Consider the following 12,456-nt stretch of genomic DNA (forward strand, 5'->3'; position numbering starts at 1 on the left):
TACCGGGCTGGGCCCACTAGGATCGGGCCATGAGCACAGAGGTCGAGATCGGACGCTCCAAGCGCGCCCTGCGCGCCTACTCCTTCGACGACATCGCCCTGGTGCCGGCACGCCGTACTCGAGACACCTCCGAGGTGCGCGTGGGCTGGCAGATCGACGCCTACCACGTGGACCTGCCGGTCATGGCCTCCCCCATGGACTCGGTGATGAGCCCCGAGACCGCCATCATGGTGGGGCGTCTGGGCGGGATCGGCGTGCTCGACCTGGAGGGGCTGTGGACCCGCTACGAGGACCCCACCGAAGCCCTCGAGCGCATCCGCCAGGCCGATCCGTCCCGGGCCACCAGCGTCCTGCAGGAGGTCTACCGCGCTCCGGTCAGACCCGAGCTCATCACCGAGCGGCTCACCCAGATCCGTGCCTCCGGCGTCGTCGTCGCCGGGCGACTCAGCCCCGCCCAGACGCAGCGTCACTGGCGTACCGTGGTCGAGGCGGGCGTGGACCTCATGGTCATCCGCGGCTCCTTCGTGTCGGCCGAGCACGTCTCCGGAGCCGTTGAGCCCCTCAACCTCAAGCGCTTCATCTACGAGCTCGACGTGCCCGTGGTCGTCGGCGGGGTGACCACCTACACCGCCGCCCTCCACCTCATGCGCACCGGCGCGGCCGGAGTCCTCGTGGGGCAGGGCGGCGGCGCCTCCTCCTCCGTACGCCAGGTCCTGGGGCTGCACATGCCCATGGCCACCGCCGTGGCCGACGTCGCCGGGGCTCGGCGCGACTACCTCGACGAGTCCGGGGGCCGCTACGTCCACGTCATCGCCGACGGTTCGGTGGGCAACTCCGGCGACGTCGTCAAGGCCATCGCCTGCGGCGCGGACGCCGTCATGCTCGGGGCCGCCCTGGCCAGGGCCGAGGAGGCTCCCGGCGGCGGCTACCACTGGGGCGCCGAGGCCCGTCATGAGCGCCTGCCGCGGGGCTTCCGCAGCCATGTGGGCACGGTCGGCACCATGGCCGAGATCCTCAACGGCCCCTCCGACCGCGCCGACGGCACGCTCAACCTCATGGGAGCCCTGCGCCGCACTCTGGCCACCACCGGATATGCGGACGTCAAGGAGCTCCAGCGGGTCGAGGTCGTCCTGGCGCCCTACACCGGCTCCACCGGTTCTTGAGCGAGTGCCGCCACGACAAACCTCGCTTTTGAAGGGGTGGAACAGTGCAACAGAGCCGTGATCTCGGGTAGTCTCAGCCGGGACGGCAGCCGCTGCGCTGCTCATACCGGGGCGGGGGCATGATCCGGCTCCCGCTCCGTTAGCCCCCACATGTCACAAGGAGCTTCACATGGCCCAGGTCACCGCCACTATCGCTTCCAAGGTCGGTCTGCACGCCCGTCCCGCTGCCACCTTCGTCAAGGCCGTCGCTGAGAAGGGCGTCCCGGTCACCATCGCCAAGGAGGGCGGCGCTGCGGTTGACGCCTCCTCCATCCTCGGTGTGATGACCCTGGGCGCCGGCTTCGGTGACGTCGTCACCCTGGCCTCCGACGCCGACGGCGCCGAGGCCGCTCTCGAGGACCTCAAGGCCCTCCTGGAGACCGACCTGGACGCCTGAGAACAGGCCCAGCCGGCGGGGCGCGCTCCACTGTGGAGCGCGCCCCGTTCGTGTTGGGACACTGACCAAGCACCTGTGACGAAGAGCGCCGAGGACCCGCCATGAATATCGCCATCGCCCTCGTGCCCTCCCTGCTGTTCGGGGCACTCTCCCTTCTTCTCGGAGCCTTCCCCACCGACATCCGCCGCCAGAACACCGCGGTCATGGTGGGAGCCGGAGCCGTCTCGCTCGGGTGCGCCGCCATGCTCGGCTCACCCTGGTCCCTGCGCGCCACCATGTGGGGTGCGGCCTGCGGACTCATGTGGACCGGCGGGCAGGTCTTCGTCCTGTGGGCCTTCCGCGCCTGGGGCGTCAGCCGCACCATGCCACTGACCACGGCCCTCCAGCTCCTGCTCAACGCCACCCTGGGCGTGAGCCTCTTCGGTGAGTGGCGTGCTCCCGGGGCCCTGGTCCTAGGAATGGTGGCGCTCGCACTCATCATGCTCGGCGCCGCCGCCTGCTCCTGGCAGGAGCGCACCGGCCCCGGTCCCACGGCTGCACAGCGACGCGACGGCCTACTGGCCACCGCCGCCTCAGCCGTCCTCTACGGCTCCTACCCCTCGCTGCTGCGCGCCGTGGAGGTGCCCTCGGCCCACGCCGTCGGGCCCATGGGGCTGGGACTGCTGGCCGGTGCTGGCCTGTGCGCCCTCATCCTGCCGCGGCGCGCGCCCCTACGGGGCCCGCGGATCGTGCCGGCCGCGCTCGCCGGGGGCCTGTGGGCGGTTGGTAACGCCCTCATGCTGCGCTCGACGGCGGCCGTGGGTGTCGCCTCCGGCTTCACCCTCTCCCAGCTCGGCTTCGTCCTGGCCACCCTCGGCGGCCTGACCATCCTGGGGGAGAAGCGCACCGGCCGGGAACGCACGGTGGTGGTCGCGGGCGTGGTGGCCGCCGTCGTCGGCCTGGTCCTCATGGGGCTGGCGACCGGCATGGACACCGGCGCGTCCCCTTCGCGGTAGCCGGTGCTCTGGAGACGGATCTTCTGACCGTGTGAGGTCGGAAGCCCGTGCGCGGCCACGCCGACGGCGCCGTCGCAGCGGGAGGCTGCGGCGACGCCGTCGATCCGATTGGCCGTGATGGGGCAGGCGGCCCTCACTGGTGCGGGCTCAGTGCGGCCCCGCCAGTCTCAGTCCTGCTCGCCACCGGAGGGGTTCGGCTTGATCCACCACCACAGGCCCATGCCCGCTGCGATGGCCAGCAGACCCAGGCCCGACCACAGGTTGGCGTTGATACCGCCGGTCTTGCTCATCTCCTCGGCGCTGTTGAACAGGACCGAGCACACCACCAGGTAGAGGCCGATGAGTCCCAGAGCACCGGTGATGACCGCCCGGATGTCCGTGAGTGAACGATTGCTCATGAGTGTTCTCCTTCGTGTGTCCGAGCGGGTCTAGTGGAAGATGCTGTTGAGCGTGATGACCAGGGCCCCGGCGATGATCCCCAGCGGGATTGGACGGCGGTACCAGGGCAGCTCGTGCAGGTGCGGGTCGGTGCGCTCGCTCTTGGGGGTCAGGGCGTACACGAAGCCCTTGAGCTCGGAGTCGGGCTTCGGCTCAGTGACCAGGGAGACCAGCACCGTGATGACGACGTCGACCGAGAAGGCCACGCCCGCCGCGAGGAAGGCGCCGCCCTGCCCCGGCAGGACCAGGAACTCGTACTTGACGAGGATGTTGACCGCCAGGGAACCCAGGGTTCCGCCGACGAGGCCGATCCAACCGGCCTGCGAGGTGGCCCGCTTCCAGAACATCCCGATGATGAAGGTCGCGAACAGCGGCGCGTTGAACATCGAGAACAGTATCTGGAGGTAGTCCATGAGGTTGGGATAGCTCGCGGCGATGATCGCTGTGAAGATCGCGACCACGGAGGCCGTCAGGGTCGAGAGCTTGCCGACCTTGAGGTAGTGGGCGTCGTCGGCGTCCTTCTTGAGGTAGTGCTGGTAGATGTCCACACCCCACACGGTATTGAAGGCGGAGATGTTCGCCGCCATACCCGCCATGAAGGAGGCCAGCAGACCCGTGATCGCCAGACCCAGCAGACCGTTGGGCAGCAGGTCGCGCATGAGGTAGAGGACCGCGTCGTTGTACTGGTAGCTCGTGTTGGCCCCGGACTTGAGCTGCTGGACCTCCGTGACCATGACGCCGGCGACCATGCCCGGGACGATGACGAGGAAGGGCACGAACATCTTGACGAAGGTGCCGATGATCGGGGTCGACTGGGCCGCGGAGATCGAGTCCGAGGCCATGGCCCGCTGCACCTCGACGAAGTTCGTCGTCCAGTAGCCGAAGGACAACACGAAGCCCAGGCCGAAGACCAGGCCGATCACCGACATGAGGTTGGAGTCGAAGCCGGAGATCGAGTTGCCGGGCCAGGAGTGCAGCTGCTGAGCCGGGTCTGTGCCGGCGAGCTTGGCGGCGTCGGTGATCTTGTCGGTCAGACCGTGCCAGCCGCCCACGCGGTGCAGTCCGATGAGGGTCAGGGGCAGCAGGGCCGCCACAATGACGAAGAACTGGAGGACCTCGTTGTAGATCGCCGCAGAGAGCCCTCCCATGGTGATGTAGGAGAAGACGATGACGGCGGCCACGATGAGCCCCACCCACAGGGGCCAGCCCAGCAGCCAGTTCATGATCTTGCCCAGCAGGTACAGGTTGATGCCGGCGATGAGCAGCTGGGCCAGGGCGAAGCTGATCGCGTTGACCAGGTGCGCGGCGGTGCCGTAGCGCTTGAGCATGAACTCGGGCACTGAGCGCACCTTGGAGCCGTAGTAGAACGGCATCATGACCAGACCCAGGAAGATCATGGCCGGGACCGCACCGATCCAGAAGTAGTGGAAGGTCGGCATGCCGTACTCGGCGCCGTTGGCGGACATTCCCATGATCTCGACGGCACCGAGGTTCGCCGAGACGAAGGCGATACCGGTCACCCAGGCCGGCAGGGACCGGCCCGAGGTGAGGAAACCATCGGCCGTGGCCGCCTTAGCGCGGGCGATGAGCCCGACGCCGATGACGAAGGCGAAGTAGATCGCGATGGGGATGTAGTCGTACCAGCGTGCGGCGATGAGTGTGCCGGAAGCCGCTGACGAGGCTGATAGAGCATGCAGCGTGGAGGACATCGGTGTACCTCTCGGGGGATATGTTTCAGGTGGCAAGATCATTCTTGCTGTCTGGCAGGTTAGCATGGTACCGATCACGGCACGGGTGGTCGAGCCTGTCCGGGGCGCACCGGGGAGGCTGGGTAGAGTGCCCTCCATGACGCTGACTGCTGCTGCCGACGGCTCCTCCCTGGGCAACCCGGGACCGGCCGGCTGGGCCTGGTACGTGGACGATGACTGCTGGGCCGCCGGAGGCTGGGAGAGCTCGACCAACAACCGCGGTGAGCTCACCGCCGTCCTCGAGCTCCTGCGAGCCACCGAGGCCGCCGGCCTCGCCGGCGAGGAGCTCCTCATCCAGTGCGACTCCCAGTACGTCATCAACTCTCTGACGAAGTGGCGCCACGGCTGGAAGAAGCGCGGCTGGCGCAAGGCCGACGGCAAGCCCGTCCTCAACGCCGACCTCGTCAAGGACCTCGACGCTGCGCTCGCGGGTCGCACCGTGCGCTTCGAGTGGGTGCGCGGACACGTCGGCCACCCCATGAACGAGGCCGCCGACTCCCGGGCCCGGGGCGCCGCCACCGCCTTCCAGCAGGGTCGTCCGGTGCCCTCGGGGCCGGGCTGGACCCGCGGCGGCCGGGCACCTGGGAGCCTGGGGACGGCGCAGTCGCCGAGTGCGGCGTCGTCGAGCACCCCCGCCGCGCCGCAGACCGACGCCCTGTTCTGAGGCGGAGGAGCCGGACGCGGTGTCCGCAGGACCCCGGTGACCGTCTCTCACAGAAACGGCACAGGTCCATCAAACACGTGGCATAAGCCCTCCGGCGAGGCTTGCTGCCATGACGACGAGCCCCGCCCTCCCCGCTGCCCGCCCGACGATCCTGAGCCGCCTGGCCCGCCTGCGCCGCCGCATCCCCACGGTCGTCCTCTTCGCCGCCGTGTCCTTCACCGGCTGGAGCGTCGATTACGCGCTGGTCCTCATCCTCAACTCGCTGACCGACTCGGTCCTCTACGCCGTCGTCGGAGCCAGGATCGTCTCCTGCACCCTGGGTTTCCTGCTCAATCGGCGCCTGTTCGGAGCGGGCCCGGAGAACTTCTGGCGCTCGGCCGGCGGCTACGCGGCGGTCCAGGGCGGGGTCGCGGCGACGTCCTACGCCGGCATCGCGGTCCTCACCGGCGCCGGCGCGCCCCTGTGGCTGGCCAAGGTACTTGTGGACTCCACGCTCTTCGTCGTCAACTACCTGGCCCAGTCCCGCCTCATCTACCGGGCTCCGGCGCAGCAGCCGGCTCTGGCCCCGGCCCTTGCCACCGCGGCCTGAGGGGACGGGGGCGGAGGCTCAGGACTGGGCGTCGCGCATGAGGATGACGAGCTGGACCCGGTCGCGCAGGTCCAGCTTGGTCAGGATCCGGGTGACGTTCTTCTTGACCGAGTCCGGGGCCAGGACGAGGCGCTGAGCGATCTCCGCGTTCGTCAGCCCCTGGGCCACCAGGTCGGCCACCTCGCGTTCACGGGGGCTGAGATCGTCGAGACGTTGTCGTGCCGCGCGTTGCCGGGGTGAGGTGACGGGACTGAGCATGTGCCGGTTGAGCAGCTCGCGGGTAATGCGCGGAGTGAGGATCGCGTCCCCGGAGCTGACCGCCCGCAGCGCCTGGTGGAGGTCGGCCGTGCGGGTGTCCTTGAGCAGGAAGCCGGAGGCGCCGGCTGACAGCGCCCCGAAGGCGAACTCGTCCTGGTCGTAGGTGGTCAGCACCAGGACCCGGATCGAGGGGTAGAGCTGGGAGATGCGCGCCGTGGCATCGATCCCGTTGAGCACGGGCATGCGCACGTCCATGAGGACGACGTCGGGTAGTGTCCGGCGCTCCTGAAGCAGGGCTGCGAGCTGGTCGAGGGCGTCCTGGCCGTGGGCGGCCTGGGCCGTGACCCGCAGGTCGTCGGCCCGGTTGATGATGAGGGACAAACCCATGCGGGTGGCTCGCTGGTCATCGACGATCATCACCGTGATCGGGGTGCGGCTGCTCGATGAGCCCCCGGTGCCAGGCCCGGAGGGGGCGGATGGACTCATCGCGGCGCACCTTCCGGGAAGGGGACGAGGGCGTGCAGCACCCAGCCGGATGCGCCCTGATCGGTCGTGGGGCCGGCGGACATCGTGCCACCGTGCTCACCGACCATGGCCGCCAGGTTGGCCAGTCCGTGGCCGGCCACGGGCGACGCCTGCGTCGAGCCGGGACCGTCGTCTCCTGGGCCGGTCTGAGCGCCACGACCGTCGTCGGACACGGTGATCCGTGTGGAGGCCTGGTCGTGGTCCAGGGAGATGACGACGCGTGTGGCGCCCTTAGCGTGGCGCATGACGTTGGTCAGAGCCTCCCGGACGACGACATAGACGACCTCCCCGAGGACCTGACTGCCCGCGGTGCCGCGGGGACGCCTCCCGGTCTCGGTGAGAGCCGCACTGATACCGGTGGCTCTCACCGTGGTCAGCAGGTCGGTGAGCCGGTCCCAGCCGGGTGAGCCCCCGGGGGCCCGCTGGTGTTCCGCGACTTGGCCGGTTGGGTCCCAGGCGGTGTCGACGTCGTAGGAGGGAGCCGGTGCGGTCTGGAGTGAGGAGACAGCGCGTCTGGTGTCCGCCAGGCCCTCGCGGGCCAGGGCGTTCATCATGTCGATGGCCTCGTCGGTCTCCGGGCTGCCGCCGGCCCCCTGCATCCCCTCGGACAGGGCGATGATCGCGGTGAGGGCGTGGCCCACGGAGTCGTGGAGCTCGGCCGCCACCCGGGTCTGGTGACGAGCGGCGTCACGTTGAGCGACCAGCCGCTGCTCGGCGGACTGCGCCGCGAGCTGGGCGTCCCCGTGCTCCAGGGCATCCCGGCGTGAGCGGGAGATCGAGGCCACCGCGAGCACGAGCACCAGGGTGAAGATCCCAGGGCTCAAGGCACCCACCTGTGGCCACTTGGCCAACGTCGTGGGAGTGAGGGCGCACAGCGCGCAGATGCTGAAACCGATGAGTCGATCGCGGGTGGAGGCGGTGACGAGCAGGGTGTAGAGAGCCAGCATGGACAGCAGGTTGAGTCCACCACGTGGACCCCACAGGTCGACGGCGGCCGAGGCCAGGCTCGTGACGACGACGATGGCCAGGGGCCAGCGGCGGCGGGCCAGCAGCGATCCGGCGAGCAGCAGGGAGGCGATGACCCAGCCTCGCAGGGGCAGGTGCGGGTAGGTGTACGAGGCCACGTTCAGCACCATCAGCTGGAAGAGGCCCACGGCGCCGGCCACCACCCACAGGGTCAGGGTGCTGGTGCGCCACCACTGAGCCACCCGGTCCAGGAGGGTCCGCGGGACCCGGGAGACGCCTTCCGAGTGAGGCGCTGCGGGAACGTGGTTCATGACTGTCGCCTCACTGCGCGGCGCAGAGCCAGGGCCAGCAGGACCACCCACACCAGGCAGATGACGCCCTCGAATGCTGCGGCGCCCAGTGAGGTCACGTAGCCCGGGCTCATGGCCGACGTGGTTCGGGTCAGTGAGGCTGCGGGGTTGAGGACGCTCAGCGGTCGAGCCACGAGAAGCATCGCCATCCCCGCAATGATGCTCAGCAGCACCGTGGACATCGTGGTGGCGAAGGACGTCATGACCGCGCCCAGCCAGGTGACGAAGGTGAGGATGACCCACATTCCCAACGCGACGACGGCGAAGCGCGGCAGGTAGGCGACCAGGCCTATCAGGCTGAAGCCCGAGGCGAGTCCCGCCACCGCGGTGGTCAGGACCAGGACCGCGGTGGTGAGAGCCGCGACCTGGAGCCCGTGCAACAGCTTGCCCGCAACCATGGCGGTCTCCAGCCCGGTGGCGCTCATCCTCTGCCAGTTCCTTCCCTGGTGCTCATTGCTGGCGATCTGCGCGGCGAAGGCACCCAGCGCCAGCGGCAGGAACAGCATCGAGAGCAGGAGCGTGGACTGGGACCACGTGATCTCCCAGGTGACGCCCTGAGCCTCGAACTGGCTGCGGTAGGTGCGGTACTGCAGGTAGCCGGACAGGGAGCCCAGGGAGCACAGGATGGTGACGGCGACCCAGTACCACCGGTTGGGGGCCTTGCGGTTCTCCCAGTACCAGGCGGCTCGCACCGACGGGCGGGACTGGGGAGCGGGTGGAGCAGACCGGCTCAGGTTAGTTGGTTGCGGCGTCGTGGACGGGCCGGAGGGACTAGGGAGCGTTGACGGGTGCTGAGCGGGCCGGAGGGGCCGGCCTGCCGTGGAACGTGTGACTGGTGCGGTGGTGCTCATCGGTGATTCTCCTGGTGGACGATAACGAGGTGGGCGGCGACGGTCCACCCGACCGCAACCAGCGCGGCGAGCGCCGCCAGGGTCCACGGCTGGGACGCGAGCGTCATGTCGCCGATTTCCCGCATGGACTTGTAGGAGGCGACCGTGTCAATGGGGGTAGCGGCCGGAACGATGCCCCAGGGCAGCAGCCATGAGAACTTCCCGAGGTAGGCGTAGGGCAGGCTCTCGGCGATAAGGCCGCCGATGGCCGCCACCCCCAGGCCGATGCCCTGCTTGTCGAAGCAGGTGGACAGCGTCAGCTGGACCGCGGAGATGGCCAGCGTTGAGCACGCCACCACCACCAGGGCAGGAGGCAGCGTGCGCCAGTAGGAGCCGGTGACGGTCAGCCCGATCGGGCCGGCCAGCACGGTGACTAGTGTGAAGAGGGCCGTCTCCATGCACAGGACCGTGAGGATCACGATGACCAGCTTGCCCCGGTAGCGGGTCAGGGGGCTCTGCCCCAGCGCCGTCAACAGCTGCCCCATGCGCTCCTCGGTGTCCACGGTGACGATGCGCGAGGCCAGGACCGCGGTGATGATGGGCATGAGGAAGGCGATGATCTGGATGAACTCATCCAGGGCGAGCGTGGCGTGGCGTGCGGCAACCGGGCCGCTCGCCCGATGGGTGATGAGCATGCTGCACCATGCCAGGCACACGGCGGTGGCGCTGGCGGCGATGAGCCAGTAGCGCTTGCGGCGCAGCTTGCCCAGCTCGAGGGCCAGGGTGGTCCACGCTCTGCTCGGCGGGGAGAAGGGGAGTGCGCGCGGCGCCGCCGGTCGCGACGGGAGCTGTGTCAGGTGCTGTGTCGGTGGTGTTGGCTGCGCGGCCATGGTGGCCGCCGGGCCCGCTGTACTCACTGGGGTGCTCATCGGTTCATCTCCTGAGAGGCGAGGGACGGCTGAGTGGCCAGGACCGGCTCGGTCAGCTCCAGGAAGGCCTGCTCGAGGGTCTTGCGCACGGTCTGGACCCGGTAGATGGTCGTCCCGGAGGAGACGATGCGGGTGATGAGCTCGCCGACGACGTCGTCGGGCATCATGGGGGTGCGCACGGCACCGTCCCGGACCTCGTGGGTCACGCCGAGGGAGGTCAGGAGTGCGGCGACGGCCGCGGGCTCGGAGACGAGTAGCTCGATGACCCCTTCGTCGCGCAGTCCGGCCAGGGTGCCCTGATAGCGCAGGCGTCCGGCGCAGATGATGCCGACGGTGTCGGCCATCTGCTCGATCTCGGACAGGATGTGGGAGGAGACGATGATCGTCACGCCCTCCTGACGGGCCAGGGTGACGATGAGCTGGCGGATCTCGGCCACCCCGGCGGGGTCGAGCCCGTTGGTCGGCTCGTCCAGGAGCATGAGGGCCGGGTTCGACAGCAGTGCCATGGCCAGACCCAGGCGCTGTTTCATTCCCATGGAGTAGTGCTTGACCTGCTTGTTCTCCTGCCCGATGAGGTTGACGGTGGCCAGGGCGTGCTGGATGCGGTTGGAGGCCAGCCCCAGGTAGGAGGCCACCATGGCCAGGTTCTCCTTGCCGGTCAGGCTCGGGTAGTAGGAGGGGCCCTCGATGAGGGAGCCGATGGTTCCCGGCGGCAGGGGGTGGCGCTGGCTGACCGGGCGTCCCAGGACACTCATGCTGCCCGACGTCGGGCGGGTCAGACCCAGCAGGAGCTTCATCGTGGTGGACTTGCCGGCGCCGTTGGGGCCCAGGAAGCCGTAGATGCCGCCCGCGGGCACTGATAGGTTCAACCCGTCGACGGCGTTGACGCCGTTGTAGGTGCGGGTCAGTCCCTCCGTGGTCACCACGAGTCCCTTCGATGGAGGGAGGGCGGCCGGGGCGGGCGCGGCGCCGGGTGCGGCCGGGGCCGCGACGAAGGGGGCGGCAGGTTGCCGAACCGGGGCAGGAACCGGCGTGTTCCCGTTCGTGGCCGCGGTCCGGGGGAGGGGTGTTGCTGGAGGGGCAGGGGGTCGTGGCGTGCGGTTGATGATCGGTGCGGTGATAGGTGCGTTGCTCATGACTCCATGGAAGCCTCCGGGAGGAGGCGCGCGCACCGTCGACGGCCTGTTTGTCACCCCTGGGGGACGATGACGGTGCCGCAGCCTTCCCCAATGGGGGTGGCTGCGGCACCTAATGATGTTCGGGCCCGGGACGGCTCGACGTCAGTCCCTTGTGCGCGTTCTAGGAGCGGCTCAGATGAGGGTGAGCGACTGTCGGGCGATGGCGAGCTCCTCGTTGGTGGGCACCACGAGCACCGTGACCTTCGAGTCCGGCGTGGAGATGACCCGCGGCTCGTCGGAGCGGGTCTCATTGACCTCCTGGTCGATCTTCACGCCCATGTAGGCCAGGCGCTCGCCGAGCTCACGGCGCAGGTTCGCGTCGTTCTCGCCGATACCGGCGGTGAAGGTCAGGGCGTCCAGACCACCCATGACGGCGGTGTAGGCGCCCACGTACTTCACGAGGCGGTGCAGGTAGATGTCCATGGCCTCGCGGGCCTCCTGCTCACCGGCGCCGATACGCTTCCACACCTCGCGCATGTCGTTGTCCCCGGCCAGGCCCTTCATGCCCGAGCCGCGGTTGAACAGGTGGTCGATCTCGTCGATCGACATGCCGGCCACCCGCGCCAGGTGGAAGACGGCGGCCGGGTCGATGTCACCGGTGCGCCCACCCATGACCAGGCCCTCCAGCGGGGTCAGGCCCATGGAGGTGTCCACGGCGTGTCCGGCCACGACCGCCGAGGCCGAGGCCCCGTTACCCAGGTGCAGGACGACCTGCTTGAGGTCGTCGCGCCCCAGGAGCTCGGAGACCGCCCCGGAGACGAACTGGTGGCTGGTGCCGTGAGCCCCGTAGCGGCGGATGGAGTAGGTGTCGGCGACCTCGCGGTCCAGCGCGTAGCGGGCGGCCTCCTCAGGCAGGTCCTGGAAGAAGGCGGTGTCGAAGACGGCCACGTGCGGCACGTCGGACAGGAGCCGGCGCCCCACCTCGATGCCCTTGAGGTGGGCGGGGTTGTGCAGCGGGCCCAGCGGCACGAGCTGCTCGATACGGGCCACGACCTCGTCGTCGATGAGGGCCGGGCCGGAGAAGTAGCGCCCGCCCTGGACGACCCGGTGGCCCACGGCCACGATGTGGGCGTCGGCCAGCGAGGGGCCCTGCTCCTCGAACAGGCGCAGCACCTCGGACAGGCCGAAACCGTGGTCGGGGACCGGCTCGGTGATCTCAGTGCGCTCCTCGCCGTGCTTGTGGGTGATGGCGCCGGTCTCCTCACCGATGCGCTCCACCAGGCCGGAGGCGAGCGAGGCGCCCGAGTCGGGGTCGACCAGCTGGTACTTGATGGAGGAGGAGCCGGAGTTGATAACGAGGACGGTGCGCTGAGTCACGGGGTGCCTTTCAAGAACGGTCGGGGATGAACGCGGGGATGACTGGATGACTGGTGAGGGGCCGGGCGAG

At 69.3% G+C, this 12,456-nt stretch carries 13 protein-coding genes; 5 read left to right on the plus strand and 8 right to left on the minus strand.

Annotated features, from left to right (window positions below; all coding sequences use genetic code 11):
- Positions 1–29 precede the first annotated feature (29 nt).
- From RIV12_RS02760 to RIV12_RS02770, 3 genes are all read left to right on the plus strand, one after another.
- Positions 30–1,163: a GuaB3 family IMP dehydrogenase-related protein gene (locus RIV12_RS02760; RefSeq protein WP_075417324.1), complete on the plus strand. Its 1,134-nt coding sequence runs from the start codon at positions 30–32 to the stop codon at positions 1,161–1,163.
- A gap of 169 nt (positions 1,164–1,332) precedes the next feature.
- Positions 1,333–1,599, plus strand: coding sequence for an HPr family phosphocarrier protein (locus RIV12_RS02765; protein ID WP_010614584.1), 267 nt, complete (start codon positions 1,333–1,335; stop codon positions 1,597–1,599).
- Between the two features lie 101 nt (positions 1,600–1,700).
- Positions 1,701–2,594 carry a GRP family sugar transporter gene (locus RIV12_RS02770; protein ID WP_309322017.1) on the plus strand — a complete coding sequence of 298 codons (894 nt, stop codon included), beginning with the start codon at positions 1,701–1,703 and terminating at the stop codon, positions 2,592–2,594.
- A 167-nt stretch (positions 2,595–2,761) separates the two neighbouring features.
- On the opposite strand, the gene RIV12_RS02775 is transcribed toward RIV12_RS02770, so the two are convergent.
- Both RIV12_RS02775 and RIV12_RS02780 read right to left on the minus strand, forming a co-directional pair.
- Positions 2,762–2,992, minus strand: coding sequence for a hypothetical protein (locus RIV12_RS02775; protein ID WP_075254226.1), 231 nt, complete (start codon positions 2,990–2,992; stop codon positions 2,762–2,764).
- A 30-nt stretch (positions 2,993–3,022) separates the two neighbouring features.
- The gene (locus tag RIV12_RS02780; protein ID WP_309322018.1) at positions 3,023–4,741 is read right to left on the minus strand and encodes a sodium:solute symporter family protein; all 1,719 of its coding nucleotides are present in this window, start codon (positions 4,739–4,741) and stop codon (positions 3,023–3,025) included.
- A 136-nt stretch (positions 4,742–4,877) separates the two neighbouring features.
- Between RIV12_RS02780 and RIV12_RS02785 the strand changes: the two genes are divergently transcribed.
- Both RIV12_RS02785 and RIV12_RS02790 read left to right on the plus strand, forming a co-directional pair.
- A complete protein-coding gene (locus tag RIV12_RS02785) occupies positions 4,878–5,444 on the plus strand; it encodes a ribonuclease H family protein (RefSeq protein ID WP_075417400.1) in 567 nt (188 codons plus the stop codon).
- A gap of 109 nt (positions 5,445–5,553) precedes the next feature.
- Positions 5,554–6,033, plus strand: a complete 480-nt coding sequence (locus RIV12_RS02790; RefSeq protein WP_309322019.1) for a GtrA family protein — start codon at positions 5,554–5,556, stop codon at positions 6,031–6,033.
- Positions 6,034–6,051: 18 nt separating this feature from the next.
- On the opposite strand, the gene RIV12_RS02795 is transcribed toward RIV12_RS02790, so the two are convergent.
- The 6 genes from RIV12_RS02795 to RIV12_RS02820 form a co-directional block, all read right to left on the minus strand.
- The gene (locus RIV12_RS02795) at positions 6,052–6,777 is read right to left on the minus strand and encodes a response regulator transcription factor (RefSeq protein WP_075417320.1); all 726 of its coding nucleotides are present in this window, start codon (positions 6,775–6,777) and stop codon (positions 6,052–6,054) included.
- Positions 6,774–8,093 carry a sensor histidine kinase gene (locus RIV12_RS02800; protein WP_309322020.1) on the minus strand — a complete coding sequence of 440 codons (1,320 nt, stop codon included), beginning with the start codon at positions 8,091–8,093 and terminating at the stop codon, positions 6,774–6,776. The genes RIV12_RS02795 and RIV12_RS02800 overlap by 4 nt, the downstream gene beginning before the upstream one ends.
- Positions 8,090–8,824 carry an ABC transporter permease gene (locus RIV12_RS02805; protein WP_309322021.1) on the minus strand — a complete coding sequence of 245 codons (735 nt, stop codon included), beginning with the start codon at positions 8,822–8,824 and terminating at the stop codon, positions 8,090–8,092. Before RIV12_RS02805 ends, RIV12_RS02800 begins: the two co-directional genes overlap by 4 nt.
- Positions 8,825–8,979: 155 nt before the next feature.
- Positions 8,980–9,891, minus strand: a complete 912-nt coding sequence (locus tag RIV12_RS02810) for an ABC transporter permease (protein ID WP_309322022.1) — start codon at positions 9,889–9,891, stop codon at positions 8,980–8,982.
- Positions 9,888–10,817 (minus strand): ABC transporter ATP-binding protein, encoded by a 930-nt coding sequence (locus RIV12_RS02815; RefSeq protein ID WP_309322187.1) that lies wholly within the window; start codon positions 10,815–10,817, stop codon positions 9,888–9,890. The genes RIV12_RS02810 and RIV12_RS02815 overlap by 4 nt, the downstream gene beginning before the upstream one ends.
- Before the next feature lie 384 nt (positions 10,818–11,201).
- Positions 11,202–12,386: an acetate/propionate family kinase gene (locus tag RIV12_RS02820; RefSeq protein ID WP_309322023.1), complete on the minus strand. Its 1,185-nt coding sequence runs from the start codon at positions 12,384–12,386 to the stop codon at positions 11,202–11,204.
- Positions 12,387–12,456 lie beyond the last annotated feature (70 nt).

This window comes from Actinomyces stomatis (assembly GCF_031292835.1).
In the GTDB taxonomy this organism is placed as follows: Bacteria; Actinomycetota; Actinomycetes; order Actinomycetales; family Actinomycetaceae; genus Actinomyces; species Actinomyces stomatis.